Raw genomic sequence first — 21654 nt, 5'->3', positions numbered from 1 at the left:
AAAGGCAGCTGGGTGACGAGCACCGAAGTGACCACCGAATCCGAGGAATCGGGACCCAGCGGCTACGCGGCGGCCCGGCTGCGCCTTCTCCAGGAGAAGGAGCGGTCCGGGCCGCCGCGCCGTGCGGCCCTCGCCGCGCTCACCGACACGTGGCTGACCGGCCTCTTCACCGCCGCGGCCGAGCACGCCGGCGTCCGGGGCGCCGCCCTCGTCGCCGTCGGCGGCTACGGCCGGGGCGAACTCTCCCCGCGCAGCGACCTCGACCTGCTGCTCCTGCACGACGGCAGCGCCGACGCCGGAGCGGTCGCGGCCCTCGCCGACCGCGTCTGGTACCCCGTCTGGGACCTGGGCCTGGCCCTCGACCACTCCGTACGCACCCCGGCCGAAGCCCGGAAGACAGCCGGCGAGGACCTCAAGGTCCAGCTCGGCCTGCTCGACGCCCGGCCGGTCGCCGGGGACCTGGGACTCGTCGCCTCCCTGCGCACCGCGATCCTCGCCGACTGGCGGAACCAGGCCCCCAAGCGCCTGCCCGCACTCGACGAGCTCTGCCGCGAACGGGCCGAGCGCCAGGGTGAGCTCCAGTTCCTCCTGGAACCCGACCTCAAGGAGGCCCGCGGCGGACTGCGGGACGCCACCGCCCTGCGCGCCGTCGCCGCCTCCTGGGTCGCCGACGCCCCCCGCGAAGGCCTCGCCGAGGCCCGCCGTGTCCTCCTCGACGCCCGCGACGCCCTCCACCTCACCACCGGCCGCGCCACCGACCGCCTCGCCCTCCAGGAGCAGGACCAGGTCGCCGCCGCCCTCGGCCTCCTCGACGCCGACGCCCTGCTGCGCCAGGTGTACGAGGCCGCCCGCACCGTCTCGTACGCCACCGACGTGACCTGGCGCGAGGTCAACCGGGTGCTGCGCGCCCGCTCGGCCCGCCCCCGGCTGCGCGCCATGCTGGGCGGCGGCCGGGCCCCCGCCGTCGACCGCACCCCGCTCGCCGACGGGGTCGTCGAGGCGGACGGCGAGGTCGTGCTCGCCCGCACCGCCCGGCCCGAGCGTGACCCGGTCCTCGTCCTGCGCGCCGCGGCGGCGGCCGCCCAGTCCGAGCTCCCGCTCTCCCGCCACGTCGTACGCCACCTCGCCGCAGCCGCCAAACCGCTGCCGGTGCCCTGGCCCGCCGAGGCCCGGGAGGAGCTCGTCACCCTCCTCGGCGCGGGCGAGGCCACCGTCCCCGTCTGGGAGGCCCTCGAAGCCGAAGGGCTCGTCACCCGGCTCCTGCCCGACTGGGAACGAGTCCACTGCCGGCCCCAGCGCAACCCCGTCCACACCTGGACCGTCGACCGCCACCTCGTCGAGGCGGCCGTCCGCGCCTCCTCCCTCACCCGCCGCGTCGGACGCCCCGACCTCCTGCTGGTCGCGGCGCTGCTCCACGACATCGGCAAGGGCTGGCCCGGCGACCACTCCGTCGCCGGCGAGGTCATCGCACGCGACATGGCCGCCCGGATCGGCTTCGACCAGCACGACGTGGGCGTCATCGCCACCCTCGTCCGCCACCACCTGCTGCTGATCGAGACCGCCACCCGCCGGGACCTCGACGACCCGGCCACGGTCCGCTCCGTCGCCACGGCGGTCGGTACCGCCTCCACGCTGGAGCTCCTGCACGCGCTCACCGAGGCCGACGCGCTCGCCACCGGGCCCGCCGCCTGGTCCACCTGGCGCGCTTCCCTCGTCACCGACCTGGTCAGGCGCGTCGCGGCGGTCCTCGCCGGCGAGGCACCCGAGGAACCCGCACCCGAGGCCCCCAGCGCCGAACAGGAGCGCCTGGCCATCGAGGCCCTGCGCACCGGCGAACCGGTCCTCTCGCTGCACACCCAGACCGAGGCGCCGCACGAGGACGGCGGCCCCGAACCCGTCGGCGTCGAACTCCTCATCGCACTCCCCGACCGACCCGGCGTCCTGCCCGCCGCCGCCGGCGTCCTCGCCCTGCACCGCCTCACCGTCCGTGCCGCCGACCTGCGGGCGGTGGAGCTCCCCACCGAACTGGGCGAGAGCGCGGACCTGCTGCTGCTCAGCTGGCGCGTCGCGGCCGAGTACGGCTCCCTGCCCCAGGCGGCCCGGCTGCGCGCCGACCTCGTCCGCGCGCTGGACGGCTCCCTGGACATCCGGGCCCGTCTCGCCGAGCGCGAGGCGGCCTACCCGAGGCGCCGCGGGGTGAAGGCCCCGCCGCCCAGGGTGACGGTCGCGGCGGCGGGATCGCAGCTGGCCACGGTGATCGAGGTGCGCGCCCAGGACGCCCCTGGCCTGCTGCACCGGATCGGACGGGCGCTGGAACAGAGCGCGGTACGGGTACGCAGCGCGCACGTGTCGACGCTGGGGGCGAACGCGGTGGACACCGTCTACGTCACGGACGCGGACGGTGAACCGCTGTCCGCGGAGCGGGCCGCGGAGCTGGCCGGGGAGATCGAGAAGGCCCTCGGGTGAGCCCGACGGACATGTGAAGAAGCCCTCGTCCGTCACGAGAACCGGGCGAGGGCTTTGCGTTCTCCGGCGTCCGGATACCCTGGGGGACGACTACCTGCCCCCGCCCCCGACCCTGAGGACCGACGAGCGCCGTGTTCGATACTCTCTCCGACCGCCTTGCCGCGACTTTCAAGAACCTCAGGGGCAAGGGCCGCTTGTCCGAGGCGGACATCGACGCCACGGCTCGCGAGATCCGTATCGCCCTCCTCGAGGCGGATGTCGCGCTGCCCGTCGTGCGCGCCTTCATCGCCAACGTCAAGGAGCGGGCGCGCGGCGTCGAGGTCTCCCAGGCGCTGAATCCCGCTCAGCAGGTCGTCAAGATCGTCAACGAGGAGCTCGTCTCCATCCTCGGTGGCGAGACCCGGCGGCTGCGGTTCGCGAAGACCGCGCCGACCGTGATCATGCTCGCGGGTCTCCAGGGTGCCGGTAAGACGACCCTCGCCGGAAAGCTCGGCGTCTGGCTCAAGGGCCAGGGCCACTCCCCGCTGCTCGTCGCCTGTGACCTCCAGCGCCCCAATGCCGTGAACCAGTTGAGCGTCGTCGCCGACCGCGCCGGTGTCGCGGTGTACGCGCCCGAGCCGGGCAACGGCGTCGGTGACCCGGTCAAGGTTGCCAAGGACTCGATCGAGTTCGCCCGGACCAAGCAGTACGACGTCGTCGTCGTCGACACCGCCGGACGCCTCGGTATCGACCAGGAGCTGATGCGGCAGGCCGCGGACATCCGCGACGCGGTCAACCCGGACGAGATCCTCTTCGTCGTCGACGCGATGATCGGCCAGGACGCGGTCAACACCGCGGAGGCCTTCCGCGACGGCGTCGGCTTCGACGGCGTGGTGCTCTCCAAGCTCGACGGTGACGCCCGCGGTGGTGCGGCCCTGTCGATCGCCCACGTCACGGGCAAGCAGATCATGTTCGCGTCGAACGGTGAGAAGCTCGAGGACTTCGACGCCTTCCACCCCGACCGCATGGCGTCCCGCATCCTCGACATGGGTGACCTGCTCACCCTGATCGAGCAGGCGGAGAAGACCTTCAGCCAGGAAGAGGCCGCTCAAATGGCCTCCAAGCTGGCGTCCAGCAAGGGCGGGAAGGACTTCACGCTCGACGACTTCCTGGCCCAGATGGAGCAGGTCCGGAAGATGGGCTCGATCTCCAAGCTGCTCGGGATGCTGCCCGGCATGGGGCAGATCAAGGACCAGATCAACAACATCGACGAGCGTGACGTCGACCGCACCGCCGCGATCATCAAGTCGATGACCCCGAAGGAGCGCGCCGAGCCGACGATCATCAACGGCTCGCGGCGGGCCCGTATCGCCAAGGGCTCCGGTGTCGAGGTCAGCGCCGTGAAGAACCTGGTCGAGCGGTTCTTCGAGGCCCGCAAGATGATGTCGAAGATGGCGCAGGGCGGCGGCATGCCGGGGATGCCCGGGATGCCGGGCATGGGCGGCGGACCCGGTCGGCAGAAGAAGCAGGTCAAGCAGGCCAAGGGCAAGCGCAAGAGCGGTAACCCGATGAAGCGCAAGGCCGAGGAAGCGGCCGAGGCCGCCCGCCGGGAGCAGGCGGCCCAGGGCGGCGCGCTCGGTCTGCCGGCCGGTCAGGACGACAAGAACTTCGAGCTGCCGGACGAGTTCAAGAAGTTCATGGGCTGACGGCCCGGATGAGCCATGTGTAAGGGGCGCCCGCTCTTGGCGGGCGCCCCTTACACATGTCCGCGTCGTGCCGGTTCCTACGCCGCCCGCCGGCCCGTCCGCAGCTCCCGGCCGTTCGCCAGTCCGTCCGGGTCCAGCGACAGGGACACGGCGGCGGTCGCGCCGACGTCCGCCAGGCTCTCCGAGTCCGGCAGCAGCTCCACGCCGTCCGCTCCGGGCCGGTGGATGAGGACGGGGACGTACTCACGGGTGTGGAAGGCGTGCCCGACCGTGGGGTCGTTGCCGTGGTCGCCGGTCACGATGAGGCGGTCACCGGGTGCGTCGAGCAGGGCGACGAGTGCGGCCAGGCCCGCGTCGGCCTGCTCCAGGAGATGTCCGTAGCGCTCGGTGTCCTGCTGGTGTCCGGCCAGGTCGGTCTCCTGGATGTTGGCGATCACCAGGCCGTCGCCGCAGGCGCGTACCGCTTCGAGGGTGTGCGTGAGGACGTCCGCGGTGTCCACGGCCGGGTGCCGGGTCGCGGCGTCGCAGGCCAGGATGTCGGCGGCCTTCCCCACCAGGGTGACGGGGATGCCCGCTCGGGCGGCCAGGTCGGGGAGCTGGCGGGTGTGGTCGATTCCGGCACCCAGGTGCCGCACTTCGAGGCCGCCGTTGCGGTAGAAGCCGGTGGCGGGGGTGTCGAGGCCGACCGTGACCTCCTCCCCGGCCCGCACGAAGCGCTCCAGCGGGCCGTCCGCGTGTCCGCCCACCGCGATGACCCGGGCCACGGGGGCGACGGTGCGTACCGTGCGGGCCACGGCGAGGATGCCGTCCGGCCCGTCGAACGGCAGGTCCTCCAGCCGCCCCGACGCGTTCCAGTTGATCCCCGGGTCGGCCTCCAGGTTGTCGTGGACCAGGACCACGCCGTCGACGACCAGGAGCGGCTTGCCGTCCAGCGGCTCGACCCGGTGACCGGCCTCTTCGAGGGCGGCGGTCACCTCGTCGATGTGATCGGCGAGCCGGGCGACGGTGACCCGGCTGAAGTCGGCGCCCATCATGGTCTGGTGACCGGCGAAGGTGTCGGCGCCCGGATAGCCGAGCGCCGCCCGGCCCGCGGCCACGGGCAGGTGGGTGCGCCGGGCGAGGTCGGGGTGCGGGTGGACGAGGCCGAGCCCGAGCGATCCCAGCACCGGCAGCCGCAGCGGGCGGCCGAACGCCTCCCGGCAGTGGTCCAGCACATGTCCGCAGGTGTCGGCGGTCAGGTCGCCGGGGCGCGGGGCGCCCGCGTCGGGCATGGCGCCGATGCCGAATCCGTCGATCACGACGATGACGGTCTTGGCCATGGGGTGCCTCCTCAGCTCAGGGACCGGCCCTGGGCGTCGTACAGACCGTTGAGACGGGGCGTACCGGATGCGATTCCGGAGACGACGGCGACGGTCGAGCGGGTGACGAAGATCTGGGTGCGGAAGGCGAGCAGCGCGGTGTCGCCGATCCGGACGTCCTGTCCGGGGGCGGGTGCGTCGAGCAGCCGGTAGTAGTCGATGTTCTCGGCGGGTGCGTCCTGCACGTTCAGGCGTGCCCCGGTGCGCGGCAGCAGGGCGCTCCTGATGTGGGAGCGGGCGTAGAACCCGCCGCCGAAGACGGCGGGACGGCCGTCGTCCAGGGTGTGGGCGACCTCGGTGACGTACACGTAGGCGGGTGTCTCGGGCTGCGTCGGGTCGAGTGCGTGCAGCGGGGTGGTGCCGGTCAGGGCGTGGCCCGGCTCGCCGTGGGTGGCGCCGAGGCCCGCGAGCAGCGGCAGGGAGGCCATCGAGGTGGCGCTGGGGGCGCTCAGCCCGAGGTCCCGGTGGCCGCGGTCTGCGAGTGCCTCGCGGGCCTTGAGGGCGAGGGCGAAGTTGGGTGTGGCGTACGGGATTCCGGTCGCCGGGTCGCACAGCACGCACGGGAACGCGGTGACCCCCGCGATCCGGATGCCGGGCAGCTGTTCGGCGGCGTCGGCGAACGCGTCGAGCCGGGTGAGCGGGACGCCGCCCTCCTGGCCGGGGTACACGCTGCCCTCGGCGCCTTCGAGGCGGATCAGGACGTCCTGGACGAACCCCAGCCGTTCTGCGGCGTCGGAGACCGCGCGGGCGTTGTCCAGGTCGTAGACGGTGACGGTCTCGGGGCGCCATGCCAGCATCTCGGGCAGGTCGCGGCGCGGGATCTGGACGAGGTGGCCGAGGTTGCCGGCCCGGGCGCCGGAGGCGTGCAGGGTGCGGGCCTCGGGCGGGTCGATGGCGGCGTACCGGGGGATGTGCCGGGCGATGGCCCGGATCAGTTCCGGGTTGCGGCCGAGCTGTTTGACGACGAACCAGAGCGAGATGCCGAGCCGGTCGGCCTCGGCGGCCAGCAGCGCGGAGTTGGCCTCGATGGCGTCGAGGTCCATCACATAGGTGTCCGGCGGGATCCGGCCGTCGCGGTGGAGTGCGGCCGCGGCCTCGACGAGCCCGGGGTTGCGGGTCAGCACGGTGTCGAGAAACACGGTCAGTGGTCCTTCGGGTCGTTCAGTGCGGCCAGCGAGCGGCGCAGGATCTCGATGACGAGGTCCGCGCCCGCCCGCATCGGGTTGATGCGTACGGTCCAGTCGGCCAGTTCGGGGGAGTCGTCCAGGGCGGAACGGGACATCCGGTAGAAGAGCGGCGTGATCTCGTAGCGGGAGTTCGAGCCGACGGGGTACGGGGCCGCGCCGAAGCGGGCGGCGACGGCGGGCAGTTCCCCGGCGACGGGCCGGTCGAGGCGGACGAGCAGGCACCGGTCCTGCGCGTTGGCGAGCCGGACCTCGGCGACGCCTGGCACCTCGCCCGCGGCCAGCCGCTCGGCGACCTCGGCGCCGACCTGGGACTGCACGGACCACATGAGCGGTACGTGGGTGAGCGCGCGCAGCGCGTCGAGTGCCTGGTGGCCCTGGACCTGGCCGCCGCCGGAGTAGTTGTCGCGGCGGATGTGCTCGACCAGGTCGCGGGCGCCGACGACGATGCCGACGCCCTCCGGGCCGTGCAGCTTGAACAGGGAGAAGCAGGAGGCGTCGGCGCCCAGTTCGACCCCGGCCGCAGGGGTGCGCATCACGGCGTAGTTGTCGTCGACGATCGTGCGGACGCCGGCGGCCCGGCAGGCCGCGAGGACGGCGCCGGGGTCGTAGGAGTCGGCGAGCCGCTGCCGCGTGTGCTGGACGTAGGCCCAGCGGAACCGGCCGGACTCCAGTGCCTCGCGCAGCTCGTCGGCGTCGTTGAAGTCGGCCTCGACGGTCTCGGCCCCGATGCCGCGCAGCGTGACCTCGGTGGTGCGGTAGACGGGCGCGCGGTGGATGAGGAGGGGGTCGCCCGGACGGACGGCGGCGCCCAGCGCCGCCCGGATCGCGCCGGTGCCCGCGCCCTGGACGAAGGCGGCGTCCTCGGCGCCGAAGAAGTCGGCGAGGACGGCCTCGACGCGGGCGGTGGTGGCGGGGCGTCCGAGGCCGGGCACGACCCCGGCGTCGGAGGCGAAGAGCTGCGGGCCCTCGAAGTGCCGGGCGGTGGCCTCGATGAGCCGGAACTGCCGGGCGACGGCGTCGGCCGGGGCCACGGTCGCCAGCGGGAACGTCCGGGGGAGTACGGGGTTCATGGTCAGCTCTCTTCCACGTTCGCGCCGGTGAGGAAGCGCAGCGGATTGCGGCGGGTCAGCAGGTCGATCAGGTCCTCGTCCGCGCCCGCCGCGCGGACCTCGGGCAGAAAACCGCCGAAGAGGTGGCCGTAGCCCTGGCCGCCCTCGGAGGTGAGGTAGCCGTGGCGGGAGATGTCGCAGCTGAGCAGGGCCCGGTCGGCGTGTCCTGCCTCCAGGAGGGCGAGCAGGAGCCGTAGCCGGGTGTCGTCGCTCTGGTAGCCGTCCTTGCCGATGGTGTCGAAGGCCACGTACGCGCCGCTCGCGGCCAGCTCCCGGTGCACCGCCGGGTCGTCCAGCAGGTCCTGGTGGCCGAGGGAGATCCGGTGCGGGGGCAGACCCTCGCCGGTGAGCAGCTCCAGCTGGGCGAGTCCGCCGCGGCCGAGCTGGGCGTGGGTGGCGACGGAGAGCCCGGTGGCGAGGGCGGCCCGAGCCGCCGCGCGGAGCACCTTGCTCTCGGGCGGAGTCGGGGTGTCCCCGTGGCTGCCGATCTCGCCGAGGACGCCGGGGCGGATGCCGGTGGCGTCGATGCCGTCGCCGATCTCACGGACGAGGGTCTCGGTGAGTTCGCCGACGCTGCCGCGGTCGATCTCGGGGGTGTGGAACGGCTCGTAGTACCAGCCGGTCGCGGCGACGACCGCGACCTGGGCGTCCCGGGAGATACGGGCCAGGGTGCGCACGTCGCGGCCCATGCCGCGGCAGGTCAGCTCGACGACGAGGGCGAGTCCGTACTCCTTGCGCAGTGCGGCCAGTTCGGCGGTGACGGCGGCGGTGTGCCGGCCGGGGGCGAGCACCGCGGCGCCGTCACCCCGGTGGTCGAGGTCGAGGACGAGGTGTTCGTGGGCGAGGGCGGGGCCGCGTACCGCGTCGGGGGCGATGTCTCCGAGGACGGTACGCAGCACGGGGGCGGGGCTGTTCATCGTGGGGGGTCCTTCTTGGGGTGGCCTGCGTGATCCGGACGAGAGGCCCTAACCCTTGATCGGTGTGAACAGGTCCATCCAGTACAGGAGGTTCAGGAGGATGCCGCCGACGATGACCGCCGCCGGTGCCGCGGCCATGCGGACGATCGGCCGGCCCATGGCCTCGTTCAGCAGGTAGAGCCCGCCGACGACGAGGATGCCGAGGCCGCCGCCCATGGCGTTGGCCGCCATCAGCGAACCGAAGAGGATCGCCAGCTGGAGGGTGTCGCTGATCGCGCTGCGCAGGTGCTCCGAGGAGTCGCGGACGCTGGGGAGCCGGCCGAGGAGCTTGCCGATGTAGGACAGGGCCAGCACTTCGGCCGCGAAGACCAGGGCGCCGACGATCGCGGCGAGGAACGGGTTCGGCATCAGGTAGCCGATGGGGTACACGAGGGTGAAGCCCGCGATGCCGTACGCGCCGGAGGCCAGCGCGGTGGTCGCGATCAGCGGGATGAAACCGAAGACCCGGTAGAAGTCGACCTGGGCGGCCTCGGAGTAGTGCCCCTTGGCGATCAGGAAGCTGGTTGCCTCGCCGCCGCCGAATATGTGCATCTGGGCGAGCACACAGACTCCGGCGCCCAGCACCATGAACAGGGGCAGGTACCTGCGCAGCCGGGCCGCACTGGCACTGAAGAGGGAGGCCATCGGGTCGTCGCCCTCGATGACCGGTTCGCTCACGCCCGCGGCCCTGTCGGCCTTGCGCTGGGCGAGGTCCTTGGCGACGGCGAGGCCGATGAGCATCAGCACGCCGACGGCCATCGCCAGTGCGCCGGCGAACATGTTGGGCCACAGCTTCATGGTCATGACGACCAGGGCGAACTCCAGGAGCCCGGCGATGCCTCCCCACTTGCGGCCGAACTGCTTGGTGATGGCCAGCACCGGGAACAGCGTGAAGAGGAAGAGGATCGGCGTCGACATCTGCTGCATGGCGGTGATGAAGTCGACCGGCAGGTCGTGTGCCACGTCGTTGGCGCCGTTGAGGCCGAAGACGACGACCGCGCCCCAGGCGCCGCCGAGGATCGGCGCGAGCCACTTCTTCGGCGACAGCATGCCGAGGATGTCGGTGGGCAGGAAGAGGAGCCACGGGTTCAGCACACCGGTGGACAGTGCCATCGGGGCGCCGAGTCCGAAGATGAATCCGGCCGAGAGGCCGAACGAGACCGCCGTCGTCGCGCTGCGCGTGGTGCGCCCCTGGATGAAGTCCAGGAGGAACGGACGTACGCCGTCGTTGAAGACGGCCAGTGCCATGTGCGAGATGTACGCGGTCAGCGCACAGAGGGCTATGACGGTCAGTTGCTGGGCCAGCGAGAAATCGAGGCTTGCGCCGGCTGCGAGTGTCGTACTCACGGGGTCACTCCTTCGTGCCCGGGGTGATCGGATCGGGGTGGCTGGGGTCAGCCGCGGGCGGCGATGGCGCGCGCCATGAGAGGGGCGATGATGTCGATCTGGTCCATCGAGAAGCCGAAGACCTTCTTGCCCTCGGCCAGCAGGGCGTTGATCTGCTCCTCGGTGGGGACGCTGCGGCCGAAGGTGTGGCAGGCGGCGCTGCCCATCAGGCCGACGAGGACGCCGAGCGAGGCGCCGGCGCCGGTGTGACAGGTACCCAGGTAGTAGTCGGCCTGGGCGACGCGCAGCTTCATCGCGGCGTCCATGTCACTGGAGGCGACGACCTCCAGCCCTTCGATGCCGAGCTGCTTGATGGTGCTGGTGACCTCGGTCTTGCCGACGCCGCCGGTGAGGATCTTTGTCATGTCCGTGCTTCTTTTCTGGTGGTTCGGGCCGGGTCGCGCCGGCCCGAGGGGGAGTGGTCAGGAGGAGGGTGCGGCGGGGGTCTGCCGGGCCAGCACCGCGAGGTGCATGCCGAGGAAGTTCACCTCGGACTCCGGGAGGGCGGCCCCGAGTTCCCGCCGGGCGCGCTCGGCGACGGCGCGGGCGCGGGAGACGGCGTCGGGGTGTCCGGCCAGTTCGGCGGCGACCTGGTCGTCGGTGAGGAACTGCTCGATGGGCTCGCCGTTCAGGAGCCGGGTGAGCGCCATCATCAGATGGCTGGTCAGCATGCCCGCGGTCGCCTCGGTCACGGTGCGGCCCTCCGCTTCGAGAGCGGCCAGCTCGGCCGTGACGAAGTCGGCTACCTCGGGCTTGATCTGTCCGCCTTCGCGGAAGAGCTGAAGCCGCATGGCCAGCTGGTCGTCCATGGCGATCCTCCTAAAATCGACAGTAACCAGGATTTTGTATTTTGATGAGGGCGAAGGTCCCGCCCCGGCAGGACCTTCGTCCCTTTCCGCGGTCAGTACGAGGGCACGCGCGTGCCCCTGAGCACCTCGCCCTGGAGCGAGGTGATCAGCGAGAGGTCCAGTGAGTCCCGGACGGCGGCCAGGGCCTTGGTCCCGTCGGTCCGGCCGATGATGGCCGCGCTGGAGTTGCGCAGCGACAGCTCTCGGGTGACCTCGTCCCCCAGCGGGAGCACGTCGACGCCGAACCCGAGCCGGTCCTGCACCTCGTCCAGGTTCCAGACGGTGGCGTCGACCTCCTCGCGGGCGAAGAGATCGCGCAGCTGCATGTACGAGGCCTCCAGCCGCCGGACGTCCTCGCGCCCGGCGAAGACCAGATCGACCAGCATGCGCAGATCCTCCGACGCGTGGTCGACGGCGACCCGCAGGCCCGGGGTGTTCAGGTCCACGCCGTGCCGCAGGAGCATGCCGTGCGCGCCGACGTAGGTGGCCGGGCCCAGGTCGGCCACCAGCTCCACCGGATGCTCGGCGATCAGTTCGTCGGCGGCGAAGCGGGACAGGACGACGAGGTCGACCTTGCCTTCGAGCAGTGCGGCGGTACGGGCTCCGGCGCCTCGCATGAACGTGATCGCGAACGGTGCGCCGGCCTCCTCGAAGGCGCTGCGCAGTCCGGTCGCCAGGCCCTCGTACCGGCGGGAGTAGGGCAGGGGCATCGCCGCCAGCAGCGTCCCGAGCCCGGAGAGCCGCCAGAGTATGGAGCGGTCCGAGTGGACGAGGAAGGTGCCGAGGTGCCCGCGGGCGGTCGTCCTGATGGCGCCGGACTCCTCCAGCAGCTGAAGGGCCGCCTGGACCGTGCCGTTTCCGCAGCCCAGCTCCTGCGCATAGTCCCGCACCCGGGGCAGTCGCGTGTCCGGCTCGTGGTTGAGCAGCAGGACCGCGAGCTGGCGGGCGGCCAGTCCGTTGCGCGTGAGGAAGCGGTCATCGAAGGCGTTCACGAAGGGAACAGTAAACAGGATTCTGGATACTGACAAGCATGTCCCGCGAAGTGTCAGATACTCCGGAGGTTTTTGTGTGGTTTCTCCCTTAATGTCACGAGAAGTGGCCGCCGGCAGAGGAGCACACGTGACCAGCCCCGTACCTCCGCGTGATCGGACGGACCAGCCCTGGCGCTCCGAGGGCGCGCCGAAGCCCCCGCCACCCGGCCGGAAGATGCCAGGAGGCTGGGGCGGACTGCTGCTGATGGCGCTGGCCGTCTATCTGATCGCCAATCTGGTGCTCTCGTTCTTCAACGGCAAGGACGAGCCGACGATCGCGTACACGGAGTTCAGCAAGCAGGTCACCTCGGGCAACGTCTCCAAGATCTACTCCAAGGGCGATGCCATCCAGGGGCAGCTGAAGAAGGAGGCGAAAGTCCCGGGCAGCGACGACAAGTACACGAAGTTCGTCACGCAACGGCCCGCCTTCGCCGATGACAACCTCTGGGGCGAACTCGTCAAGGACAACGTCACGGTCACCGCCGAACCGGTCGTCCAGGAACGCAGCTTCCTCGCCAACCTGCTGATCTCGCTGGCGCCGATGCTGCTGCTCGTCCTCCTGTGGGTGTTCATCGCCCGGCGGATGTCGCGCGGCCCGATGGGCGGCGGCATGGGCGGCTTCGGCCGCAAGGCCCCGCCGAAACCGGTCGAGCTGGAAGGGGACCGGCGTACCACGTTCAAGGACGTGGCGGGCATCGACGAGGTCGAGGGAGAGCTCAACGATGTCGTCGACTTCCTGAAGAACCCGGCCGCCTACCGGAAGATGGGTGCGCGGATGCCCGGGGGAGTGCTGCTCGCGGGGCCCCCCGGCACCGGCAAGACGCTGCTGGCGAGGGCGGTCGCGGGTGAGGCGGGAGTGCCGTTCTTCTCCGCCTCGGCCTCCGAGTTCATCGAGATGATCGTCGGGGTCGGCGCCGGCCGGGTCCGGGAACTGTTCGCCGAGGCGCGCAAGGTCGCCCCCTCCATCGTGTTCATCGACGAGATCGACACCATCGGACGGGCCCGCGGCGGCGGCTCGGGCATGGGCGGGCACGACGAGCGAGAACAGACGCTCAACCAGATCCTCACGGAGATGGACGGCTTCTCCGGTTCGGAGGGCGTGGTGGTGCTCGCGGCGACCAACCGGGCCGACGTGCTCGACACGGCGCTCACCCGGCCCGGCCGCTTCGACCGGACCGTGCAGGTCAGCCCGCCGGACAGGAACGGCCGGGAGGCGATCCTGGAGATCCACACCCGGCAGATCCCGATGGCCGGGGACGTGGACCTGGCCCAGGTGGCCCGCACGACTCCGGGCATGACCGGCGCCGACCTCGCCAACCTCGCCAACGAGGCCGCGCTCCTCGCCGTGAAGCGGGGGCAGCCGGAGGTCAACGGCGCCGACTTCTCGGACGCGCTGGAGAAGGTCCAGCTCGGGGCGGAGCGCTCGCTCGTCATGTCGGACGAGGAGCGGCGCAGGACCGCGTACCACGAGAGCGGGCACGCGCTGCTGGGGATGCTCCAGCCGGGCGCGGACCCGGTCCGCAAGGTCACCATCGTGCCGCGCGGCCGCGCGCTGGGCGTCACGCTCTCGACGCCGGACGCCGACAAGTACGCGTACACGGAGGAGTACCTGCGCGGCCGGATCATCGGCGCGCTCGGCGGGATGGCGGCCGAGCAGGTGGTGTTCGAGGTCATCACCACGGGCGCGGAGAGCGACCTGGAGCAGGTCACCCAGCTCGCCAGGGGCATGGCCGGCCGCTGGGGCATGAGCCACAAAGTGGGCCGGCTGACGGCGATCCCGGGCGATGCCCAGCAGGCGTACGGCCTGTCGGCGGCGCCCGCGACGCTGGACGCGGTGGACGGGGAGATGCGACGCATCGTCGACGAGTGCTACGAGGAGGCCTGCCGGATGCTGCGCGAGAACCGGGAACGGCTGGACGCGCTGGCCGCCGCGCTGCTGGCGAACGAGACGCTGGACGAGGCGGAGGCCTACCGGGCGGCGGGGATCACCCGGACGGTGAAGTAGCCGTTCTCCGGTAGAGCCGCTCTACGGTGCCGGCCCGCGCACGGGCCGGCACCGTGAGGTCCTACGTGGTGCAGACGAGGTAGCGGAACACGTTGGGCATCCAGACCGTCCCGTCCCGGCGCAGATGCGGATGCAGGGCCTCCGCGACCTCCTTCTCCACCTGGGAGCGGTCCGTCGCCCGTACGGCGGAGTCGAACAGCCGGGTCGACAGCAGGCCCCGTACCGCACTGTCCACGTCGGCATAACCGAACGGACACGCCACCCGTCCCGAGCCGTCCGGATTCAGCCCGGCCCGGAACGCCACGTTCTCCAGGTCGTCCCGGCGCGCTCCCCGTTCGCTCGTGGCCCGCGGCGAGCCCTCCGCGAGCCGCGTCGCCACCTGGAGCACGGCATCGGTGGCGCACCGCTCGGGCGGCCCCCAACCGGTGAGGACGACGGTGCTGCGCCGGGCCGCCGAGGGCACCGCGCCACCGAGCGTCCTCACCAGTTCCTCCCCGTCGTCGGGGGAGCAGCCGATGGGGGTGAACGCGGTGATCAGGTTGTACGGCTCGTGGCCGGCCGCTGCTGCCGGAAGGGCTTCCAGGAGCTGCGGTTCGTCGGCGGACCCGGACCCGCTCCCTTCCCCGGGGCCGGGCAGCAGCCGCACCCGGGCCAGCGCCAGGCGTTCGAGGTCGGGGTCGACCCCGGTGACGTGTGCCCCGCGGCCGGCCGCGATCAGCAGCGCGAGCCCGGAGCCGCAGCCGAGCGACAGCATCCGTGTGGCGGGTCCGACCTCGAGCCGCGTGTACACCGCCTCGTAGAGCGGTGCGAGCATCCGCTCCTGGATCTCGGCCCAGTCACGGGCGCGGGAACCGGTGTCCACGGACGCGGACTGCTCCGCCTGCGTGTGGTGCCGGACGAGCGTTGGTGTCATGGAATGCGCCCCAATCCGCCGAGATGCCGGTCATACCGTTCGGTCGTGCCTGTATGGACGATCTCCCCGTGGCCGTGCGTCCGCGCTTCCCCCGTATGCCAGAGAACTGCGCATCCGCCGCCGCGTCCAGGGGTCTACGGGCAATGGTTGCCCCCGGCGGCGTCCGGCGATGCGACCGGGGCCGTGGCACCCGTGCGCCGGGGAGCCGCGGAGGTTCCGCTGTCCCGTGTCGCGGTCCCAGTCTCACCCGGCGGGCGGAGGCGGGCACGTCGAGCGCTCCGGGCCGGGCCGCGGGGCGCCTGCGGCGCTGCTCGGGGGAGGGGTGCGGGGGCGGACGGCGGGCCGGGTACTGTCGGTCTCCGCCCCCCGCGCCCGCACCCTTCGACGGGCGGGCGTACGCGCCGTCTACGCGCCGGGGCGTACACGGCGCTACGTACCACCTTGGTGCGAGCTGTGCGTCTTCTCCGCAGATCAGCGCACCCGCCCTCGTCAGGACGCATCAACGGCAACTGACTGGTACGTGCAAATTATTTGGGATGGCCCGGAATCGGAACACCGAGGCCCCCGCGCTCGTTGTCACGACGTGAGCACGACACCACCTGTACTTGCCGCAGAGCTGGCACAGGCGTGGGCCGACATTCAGCGGTACCACTCCGAGCTGCCCGATCTTGCCGCGCCCGAGTCCCTGATCGGAGAGTCCTCGTCCGCCTGTGGCGGCGAGCTCTCCTTCGAGCGACTGCTCCATGAGGCAGTCCACGGCATTGCCGCCGCCCGAGGTGTCCGTGACACCTCGCGCGCCGGCCGATACCACAACCGTCGATTCCTCGCGATCGCCGAGGAGCTGGGCCTCGACCATGCCGAGGAGCCCCACCCCAGCAGTGGCTTCTCGCTGGTCTCGCTCAATCCCGAGGCCAAGCGCCGTTACCGGCCGACGATGGAACGACTGCAGCGCGCCCTCAAGGCGCACACGGTCGCCACCGCCGCCGACACCAAGCGCTCGTTCCGCGGGCCCGCCGCCCGGCACGGCTCCTCCGGAGGAGGCGTGCGCGTCAAGGCCGTCTGCGACTGCGGTCGCAACGTGCGCGTGGTCCCGTCGGTCCTCGCGCAGGCCCCGATCGTCTGCGGCGGCTGCGGAAAGCCGTTCCGGATCCCGGAGGCAGTGGTCGCGGTGGGGTGAGGCGACGGGGTGTGGCACAATGGCTAGCTGTACTCGACAGTCGCATAGGACCCCTCTCTCCTCCGGCTGACGCGTCCATCGGGCACTCCGAGTACCGCAACCCCACGTGGCATCTACGTTGTGCCCACCCACGTCATAGACCAGGAGACACCACTTCCGTGGCAGTCAAGATCAAGCTGAAGCGTCTGGGCAAGATCCGTTCGCCTCACTACCGCATCGTCGTCGCCGACTCCCGTACCCGCCGTGATGGTCGGGCCATCGAGGAGATCGGCCTGTACCACCCGGTGCAGAACCCCTCGCGCATCGAGGTCAACGCAGAGCGCGCGCAGTACTGGCTGTCCGTCGGCGCCCAGCCGACCGAGCCGGTTCTCGCGATCCTGAAGCTCACCGGTGACTGGCAGGCGCACAAGGGCCTCCCGGCCCCCGCGCCGCTGCTGCAGCCGGAGCCCAAGCCCGACAAGCGCGCCCTGTTCGAGGCCCTCACCAAGGACGCCGGCGAGGAGTCCAAGGGCGAGGCCATCACGCAGAAGGCGAAGAAGGCCGACAAGAAGGCGGACGAGGCTGCTGACGCTGCCGCGCCCACCGAGTCGACCGAGGCCTGAGCATGCTCGAGGAGGCTCTCGAGCACCTCGTGAAAGGCATCGTCGACAACCCCGACGACGTGCAGGTCGCCTCGCGCACCCTGCGTCGTGGACGTGTGCTCGAGGTTCGGGTTCATCCCGATGACCTCGGCAAGGTGATCGGCCGCAACGGCCGCACCGCACGCGCGCTGCGTACCGTCGTGGGCGCCATCGGCGGCCGTGGTATCCGCGTCGACCTCGTCGATGTGGACCAGGTTCGCTGACAGAGTTGAACACCGGCACGGGCCGGGGAGGGCCATGCGCCCGCCCCGGCCCGTCGTCGTACGACAGGAGAGACACAAGGTGCAGTTGGTAGTCGCGCGGATCGGTCGCGCCCACGGCATCAAGGGCGAGGTCACCGTCGAGGTGCGCACGGACGAGCCGGAGATCCGGCTCGGACCCGGTGCCGTACTGGCCACCGAGCCGGCCTCGACGGGACCGCTGACGATCGAGACGGGCCGGGTGCACAGCGGCAGGCTGCTGCTGCGCTTCGAGGGCGTACGGGACCGTACGGCCGCCGAGGCGCTGCGCAACACGCTGCTGATCGCCGATGTGGATCCCGAGGAGCTCCCGGAGGACCCCGAGGAGTTCTACGACCATCAGCTGATGGACCTCGACGTGGTTCTCGCCGACGGCACCGAGATCGGCCGGATCACCGAGATCACGCACCTGCCGTCCCAGGACCTCTTCATCGTGGAGCGTCCCGACGGCACCGAGGTGATGATCCCGTTCGTCGAGGAGATCGTTTCGGAGATCGACCTGGAGGAACAGCGCGCGGTGATCACGCCGCCCCCCGGTCTGATCGACGAGAGCCAGGCGGTCGTGGTGTCCGCGCGCGACGAGGAGGCGGCCGCCGAATCCTCCGAAGAGGGTTCGGCCGCACCCGGGAAAGACGTCTGATGCGCCTCGACGTCGTCACGATCTTCCCCGAGTACCTGGAACCGCTGAACGTCTCGCTCGTCGGCAAGGCCCGCGCCCGCGGACGCCTCGACGTGCACGTGCACGATCTGCGGGAGTGGACGTACGACCGCCACAACACGGTCGACGACACCCCTTACGGCGGCGGCCCCGGCATGGTCATGAAGACCGAGCCCTGGGGCGACGCGCTGGACCAGGCACTGGCGGACGGGTACGAGTCGGGGGCGCACTCCCCGGTGCTCGTGGTGCCCACGCCGAGCGGCCGGCCGTTCACCCAGGAACTCGCCGTCGAACTGGCCGAGCGGCCCTGGCTGGTCTTCACCCCGGCGCGTTACGAGGGAATCGACCGGCGGGTGACGGAGGAGTACGCCACCCGGATGCCGGTCGTCGAGGTGTCCATCGGCGACTACGTGCTGGCCGGCGGCGAGGCCGCGGTGCTGGTGATCACGGAGGCGGTGGCCCGGCTGCTGCCCGGCGTGCTCGGCAACGCCGAGTCGCACCGGGACGACTCCTTCGCCCCGGGCGCGATGGCCAACCTGCTGGAGGGCCCGGTCTACACCAAGCCGCCCGAGTGGCGCGGCCGGGGCATCCCGGACGTGCTGCTCAGCGGCCACCACGGCCGGATCGCACGCTGGCGCCGGGACGAGGCCTTCCGTCGTACCGCGCTCAACCGGCCCGATCTGATCGAGCGCTGCGAGGCGAGCGCCTTCGACAAGAAGGACCGCGAGATGCTCTCCATCCTCGGCTGGTCGCCGGAGCCCGGCGGCCGATTTTGGCGCAGGCCCCAGGCCGTGGAAGAATAGGCCGCTGCTGTACGTCCGCGTGCGCCCCTGCCACAGGGGGAAAGACGCCCGTCCGACGCGATCAGCACCCCGAACTCATCACACTCTCCCGTCGATGACCTGTGGCATCGGCGAAGAAAGCAGACACCATGACTTCCCTGCTCGATGGCGTCAACGCCGCTTCACTGCGCACCGACGTCCCGGCGTTCCGCCCCGGCGACACCGTCAACGTCCACGTCCGCGTGATCGAGGGCAACCGCTCCCGTATCCAGCAGTTCAAGGGCATTGTCATCCGCCGTCAGGGCGCGGGCATCAGCGAGACCTTCACGGTCCGCAAGGTCTCCTTCCAGGTCGGCGTCGAGCGCACCTTCCCGGTGCACAGCCCGATCTTCGAGAAGATCGAGATCATCACCCGCGGTGACGTGCGTCGCGCCAAGCTGTACTTCCTCCGTGAGCTGCGCGGCAAGGCCGCGAAGATCAAGGAGAAGCGCGACCGCTGAGCTGACTCCCTGGTCCACAGGACGGCCGGATAGGATCTGGCCCCGATGGACACGGAATCACAGCCCCTGGAGCGCGACCGCTCCTCCGCACCCGCTACGGGATCGGAGGAGGGGTCGCGCTTCTCGCGTGTCGGAGGCAGTATCGCCGCCTCGATGTCGTGGCGGCGCACCCTCGCGCTCGGTGCGGTCTGCGCGGTCGGCGTGCTGCTCTTCAGCACCTTCGTGGTGCAGCCCTTCCTGATCCCGAGTGGCTCGATGGAGTCCACCCTGCAGGTCGGGGACCGGGTGCTCGTCAACAAATTGGCGTACCGTTTCGGCTCCGTACCCCAGCGCGGTGACGTGGTGGTCTTTGACGGCACGGGCTCCTTCGTCCAGGAGGCGCCGCCGGAGAACCCCGTGACCGGACTGCTGCACGGCGCGGCGGCTTCCTTGGGGCTCGCGGAGCCCGCCGAGACCGACTTCGTGAAGCGGGTGGTGGGTGTGGGGGGTGACCGGGTGGTCTGCTGCGACAAACGCGGGAGGGTCGAGGTGAACGGCCGGCCCGTGGACGAGGACTATCTGTTCGCGGGGGACGTGCCGTCCCGGGCGCCCTTCGACATCGTCGTGCCCGACGGCACGCTCTGGATGATGGGCGATCACCGGAGCAATTCCCGCGACTCCCGCGACCACCTGGGCGAACCCGGGGGCGGCATGGTGCCCGTCGACCGCGTGATCGGCCGTGCCGACTGGCTCGGCTGGCCGCTGGGACGGCTGGGGTCCGTTCCGGACACCACGGCGTACGACGGCATACCGGCGCCCGGTTCGGCGCATGGGTAACCGCGGGCGGAGGTCCGACGCCGCGGATCCGGAGATTCCGCTGCCCACCGGCACCCGGCCGACGACCCCCCGTTCGCTGCCCACCCGCGCGGAGCGGCGCAAGCTGGCCCGCAAGGTGAAGCGCAAGCGGCGCAGGTCGGCGGTGAAGGAGATTCCCGTTCTCATCATCGTGGCGCTGCTGATCGCCCTCGTCCTCAAGACCTTTCTGGTGCAGGCCTTCGTGATCCCGTCGGGGTCCATGGAACAGACGATCCGGATCGGCGACCGGGTGCTCGTGGACAAGCTGACGCCCTGGTTCGGGTCCGAACCGGAGCGGGGTGACGTCGTCGTGTTCAAGAACCCCTCCGACTGGCCCCCGCCGAACCCGGTGGAGACGTCCGGGGAGTCACCCGTCGTCATCAAGCAGGTGAAGGAAGTGCTGACCTTCATCGGTCTGCTGCCCTCCGACGACGAGCAGGATCTGATCAAGAGGGTGGTCGCCGTCGGCGGCGACACGGTGAAGTGCTGCGAGAAGGACGGCAGGCTCATCGTGAACGGGATGGCGGTCGACGAGCCCTATGTCTATCCCGGCGATTCGCCCTCCACGATCAAATTCGAGGTAAAGGTTCCAGCCGGCAGAATCTTCGTGATGGGGGACCATCGCTCCAATTCCGCCGATTCACGCTTCCACCTGGACAAGACGGGCCACGGCACGGTTTCCGAGGACGCGGTGGTGGGACGGGCCGTGGTGATCGCCTGGCCCTTCGGACACTGGAGCCGGCTGGAGGAACGTTCGGCGTTCTCCTCGGTCCCGGACGCGCGCGCCGGGACGGCGGCTGCCCCCCGGGCGTCGAATAGTGTGTCTCCGGATCCGAACGGAATGATCCGGCTCCCGACTCCTGCGGAACTCCCGCTCGTTATGGGAGTGGCGGGCCTGCACCGGCTAGGGCGCAGGCGGTGGCACGGAATAAGGAGTGGATGTGGGGGATTTGGCGGTCGGCGCACGATCCGGACACGACGAACCCGAGGACCGGCCGGACATTCCGGGGAATGCCGAGCCCGCGGGGACGACGGCGGACCCGACGGAGAGTGACGGCGGCTCCCCGGGCAGTGGCAGTACGGCGGCGCAGAAGAAGCCCCGCTCCTTCTGGAAGGAGCTGCCCCTGCTCATCGGCATCGCGCTCGTTCTCGCGCTGCTGATCAAGACATTCCTGGTGCAGGCGTTCTCGATTCCCTCGGACTCGATGCAGAACACGCTGCAGCGGGGCGACCGGGTGCTGGTCGACAAGCTGACGCCGTGGTTCGGCTCGGAGCCCGAGCGGGGCGAAGTGGTTGTTTTCCACGACCCGGGCGGCTGGCTGGAGGACACCGCGGCACCCGACCCGAACGTGGCGCAGAAGTTCCTGAGCTTCATCGGCCTGATGCCGTCGGCCGAGGAGAAGGACCTGATCAAGCGCGTCATCGCGATCGGCGGTGACACGGTGGAGTGCAAGAAGAACGGCCCCGTCACGGTCAACGGCAAGGCGCTCGACGACAAGTCGTTCATTTTCGAGGGCAACACTCCCTGCAACGACGAGCCGTTCGGTCCGATCAAGATCCCCAAGGACCGTATCTGGGTGATGGGTGACCACCGCCAGAACTCTCTCGACTCGCGCTACCACCAGGAGCTGCCGGGTGGCGGCACCGTCTCCACCGACGAGGTCGTCGGCCGGGCCGTGGTCATCGCGTGGCCGGTCAACCGCTGGGCGACCCTGCCGGTCCCGAAGACCTTCGACCAGCCGGGGATCAACGCCGCGATGGGGCTGGCTCCGGGAGCACTCGGTGTAGCCGGGGCGCTGCCCCTCGTGTTCTGGCGGCGACGGAGGCTGACCGCCGGGCGTACCGCCGGGTAGGGTGCCGACTCGGATCAGCGATTGTC

The 21654-nt window shown here is 71.1% G+C and carries 21 protein-coding genes; 12 read left to right on the top strand and 9 right to left on the bottom strand.

What is annotated here, in order from left to right:
- The first annotated feature begins 12 nt into the window (after positions 1-12).
- Together ACFYPA_RS08035 and ffh are read left to right on the top strand one after the other, a co-directional pair.
- Positions 13-2466 carry a [protein-PII] uridylyltransferase gene (locus tag ACFYPA_RS08035; protein WP_359077573.1) on the top strand — a complete coding sequence of 818 codons (2454 nt, stop codon included), beginning with the start codon at positions 13-15 and terminating at the stop codon, positions 2464-2466.
- A gap of 131 nt (positions 2467-2597) precedes the next feature.
- On the top strand, positions 2598-4151 hold the full coding sequence (ffh, locus tag ACFYPA_RS08030) for a signal recognition particle protein (protein ID WP_359077575.1): 1554 nt from the start codon (positions 2598-2600) through the stop codon (positions 4149-4151).
- 77 nt (positions 4152-4228) lie between these two features.
- Here the strand turns inward: ffh and ACFYPA_RS08025 are convergent, their stop codons facing one another.
- The 8 genes from ACFYPA_RS08025 to yhfZ all read right to left on the bottom strand — a co-directional run bounded on the left by ACFYPA_RS08025 (position 4229) and on the right by yhfZ (position 11987).
- On the bottom strand, positions 4229-5470 hold the full coding sequence (locus ACFYPA_RS08025) for a phosphopentomutase (protein WP_359077577.1): 1242 nt from the start codon (positions 5468-5470) through the stop codon (positions 4229-4231).
- 11 nt (positions 5471-5481) lie between these two features.
- The gene (locus ACFYPA_RS08020) at positions 5482-6648 is read right to left on the bottom strand and encodes a YhfX family PLP-dependent enzyme (protein WP_359077579.1); all 1167 of its coding nucleotides are present in this window, start codon (positions 6646-6648) and stop codon (positions 5482-5484) included.
- A gap of 2 nt (positions 6649-6650) precedes the next feature.
- Entirely contained in the window at positions 6651-7766 is a 1116-nt protein-coding gene (locus tag ACFYPA_RS08015) for an aminotransferase class V-fold PLP-dependent enzyme (RefSeq protein WP_359077581.1), read from the bottom strand.
- 2 nt (positions 7767-7768) lie between these two features.
- The gene (locus ACFYPA_RS08010; RefSeq protein ID WP_359317179.1) at positions 7769-8722 is read right to left on the bottom strand and encodes a phosphotriesterase; all 954 of its coding nucleotides are present in this window, start codon (positions 8720-8722) and stop codon (positions 7769-7771) included.
- A gap of 48 nt (positions 8723-8770) precedes the next feature.
- Positions 8771-10108, bottom strand: coding sequence for a YhfT family protein (locus tag ACFYPA_RS08005; RefSeq protein WP_359077585.1), 1338 nt, complete (start codon positions 10106-10108; stop codon positions 8771-8773).
- A gap of 47 nt (positions 10109-10155) precedes the next feature.
- Entirely contained in the window at positions 10156-10512 is a 357-nt protein-coding gene (locus tag ACFYPA_RS08000) for a DUF2620 domain-containing protein (RefSeq protein ID WP_359317176.1), read from the bottom strand.
- Positions 10513-10569: 57 nt separating this feature from the next.
- Positions 10570-10956: a PRD domain-containing protein gene (locus ACFYPA_RS07995; RefSeq protein ID WP_359077589.1), complete on the bottom strand. Its 387-nt coding sequence runs from the start codon at positions 10954-10956 to the stop codon at positions 10570-10572.
- A gap of 92 nt (positions 10957-11048) precedes the next feature.
- Positions 11049-11987: a GntR family transcriptional regulator YhfZ gene (gene yhfZ, locus ACFYPA_RS07990; RefSeq protein ID WP_359077591.1), complete on the bottom strand. Its 939-nt coding sequence runs from the start codon at positions 11985-11987 to the stop codon at positions 11049-11051.
- Positions 11988-12114: 127 nt separating this feature from the next.
- Between yhfZ and ftsH the strand changes: the two genes are divergently transcribed.
- Positions 12115-14031 (top strand): ATP-dependent zinc metalloprotease FtsH, encoded by a 1917-nt coding sequence (gene ftsH, locus ACFYPA_RS07985; RefSeq protein ID WP_389130534.1) that lies wholly within the window; start codon positions 12115-12117, stop codon positions 14029-14031.
- 61 nt (positions 14032-14092) lie between these two features.
- On the opposite strand, the gene ACFYPA_RS07980 is transcribed toward ftsH, so the two are convergent.
- Positions 14093-14944 (bottom strand): SAM-dependent methyltransferase, encoded by an 852-nt coding sequence (locus ACFYPA_RS07980; RefSeq protein WP_389130531.1) that lies wholly within the window; start codon positions 14942-14944, stop codon positions 14093-14095.
- 583 nt (positions 14945-15527) lie between these two features.
- Between ACFYPA_RS07980 and ACFYPA_RS07975 the strand changes: the two genes are divergently transcribed.
- The 9 genes from ACFYPA_RS07975 (at position 15528) to lepB (ACFYPA_RS07935) (ending at position 21628) form a co-directional block, all read left to right on the top strand.
- Entirely contained in the window at positions 15528-16121 is a 594-nt protein-coding gene (locus ACFYPA_RS07975) for a hypothetical protein (RefSeq protein WP_359077595.1), read from the top strand.
- Between the two features lie 158 nt (positions 16122-16279).
- Entirely contained in the window at positions 16280-16723 is a 444-nt protein-coding gene (gene rpsP, locus ACFYPA_RS07970) for a 30S ribosomal protein S16 (RefSeq protein ID WP_359077596.1), read from the top strand.
- Positions 16724-16725: 2 nt separating this feature from the next.
- Complete coding sequence (locus ACFYPA_RS07965; protein WP_003980229.1) at positions 16726-16965, top strand: RNA-binding protein; 240 nt, start codon at positions 16726-16728, stop codon at positions 16963-16965.
- 79 nt (positions 16966-17044) lie between these two features.
- Positions 17045-17641 (top strand): ribosome maturation factor RimM, encoded by a 597-nt coding sequence (gene rimM, locus ACFYPA_RS07960; protein ID WP_359077598.1) that lies wholly within the window; start codon positions 17045-17047, stop codon positions 17639-17641.
- On the top strand, positions 17641-18462 hold the full coding sequence (gene trmD / locus ACFYPA_RS07955) for a tRNA (guanosine(37)-N1)-methyltransferase TrmD (RefSeq protein ID WP_359317160.1): 822 nt from the start codon (positions 17641-17643) through the stop codon (positions 18460-18462). The genes rimM and trmD overlap by 1 nt, the downstream gene beginning before the upstream one ends.
- A gap of 128 nt (positions 18463-18590) precedes the next feature.
- Complete coding sequence (gene rplS / locus ACFYPA_RS07950; RefSeq protein ID WP_359077602.1) at positions 18591-18941, top strand: 50S ribosomal protein L19; 351 nt, start codon at positions 18591-18593, stop codon at positions 18939-18941.
- Between the two features lie 45 nt (positions 18942-18986).
- Complete coding sequence (gene lepB / locus ACFYPA_RS07945; RefSeq protein ID WP_359077604.1) at positions 18987-19757, top strand: signal peptidase I; 771 nt, start codon at positions 18987-18989, stop codon at positions 19755-19757.
- Entirely contained in the window at positions 19750-20829 is a 1080-nt protein-coding gene (gene lepB / locus ACFYPA_RS07940) for a signal peptidase I (RefSeq protein WP_359077606.1), read from the top strand. The genes lepB (ACFYPA_RS07945) and lepB (ACFYPA_RS07940) overlap by 8 nt, the downstream gene beginning before the upstream one ends.
- On the top strand, positions 20726-21628 hold the full coding sequence (gene lepB, locus ACFYPA_RS07935) for a signal peptidase I (RefSeq protein ID WP_359077823.1): 903 nt from the start codon (positions 20726-20728) through the stop codon (positions 21626-21628). Before lepB (ACFYPA_RS07940) ends, lepB (ACFYPA_RS07935) begins: the two co-directional genes overlap by 104 nt.
- The last annotated feature ends 26 nt before the right edge of the window (positions 21629-21654 follow it).

Origin of the sequence: Streptomyces sp. NPDC005775, assembly GCF_042871565.1 — a bacterium.
In the GTDB taxonomy this organism is placed as follows: domain Bacteria; phylum Actinomycetota; class Actinomycetes; order Streptomycetales; family Streptomycetaceae; genus Streptomyces.
This window is presented reverse-complemented; position numbering and strand designations above follow the sequence as displayed.

What these genes read in the sequence shown, in the direction of transcription:
- ACFYPA_RS08010 (WP_359317179.1), bottom strand. Translation starts at nt 8,722, where the DNA reads ATGAACAGCCCCGCCCCCGTGCTGCGTACCGTCCTCGGAGACATCGCC.
- ACFYPA_RS08000 (WP_359317176.1), bottom strand. Translation starts at nt 10,512, where the DNA reads ATGACAAAGATCCTCACCGGCGGCGTCGGCAAGACCGAGGTCACCAGC.
- ACFYPA_RS08015 (WP_359077581.1), bottom strand. Translation starts at nt 7,766, where the DNA reads ATGAACCCCGTACTCCCCCGGACGTTCCCGCTGGCGACCGTGGCCCCG.
- ACFYPA_RS07995 (WP_359077589.1), bottom strand. Translation starts at nt 10,956, where the DNA reads ATGGACGACCAGCTGGCCATGCGGCTTCAGCTCTTCCGCGAAGGCGGA.
- lepB (WP_359077606.1), top strand. Translation starts at nt 19,750, where the DNA reads ATGGGTAACCGCGGGCGGAGGTCCGACGCCGCGGATCCGGAGATTCCG.
- rplS (WP_359077602.1), top strand. Translation starts at nt 18,591, where the DNA reads ATGACTTCCCTGCTCGATGGCGTCAACGCCGCTTCACTGCGCACCGAC.
- lepB (WP_359077604.1), top strand. Translation starts at nt 18,987, where the DNA reads ATGGACACGGAATCACAGCCCCTGGAGCGCGACCGCTCCTCCGCACCC.
- ACFYPA_RS07980 (WP_389130531.1), bottom strand. Translation starts at nt 14,944, where the DNA reads ATGACACCAACGCTCGTCCGGCACCACACGCAGGCGGAGCAGTCCGCG.
- ACFYPA_RS07965 (WP_003980229.1), top strand. Translation starts at nt 16,726, where the DNA reads ATGCTCGAGGAGGCTCTCGAGCACCTCGTGAAAGGCATCGTCGACAAC.
- ACFYPA_RS08025 (WP_359077577.1), bottom strand. Translation starts at nt 5,470, where the DNA reads ATGGCCAAGACCGTCATCGTCGTGATCGACGGATTCGGCATCGGCGCC.
- trmD (WP_359317160.1), top strand. Translation starts at nt 17,641, where the DNA reads ATGCGCCTCGACGTCGTCACGATCTTCCCCGAGTACCTGGAACCGCTG.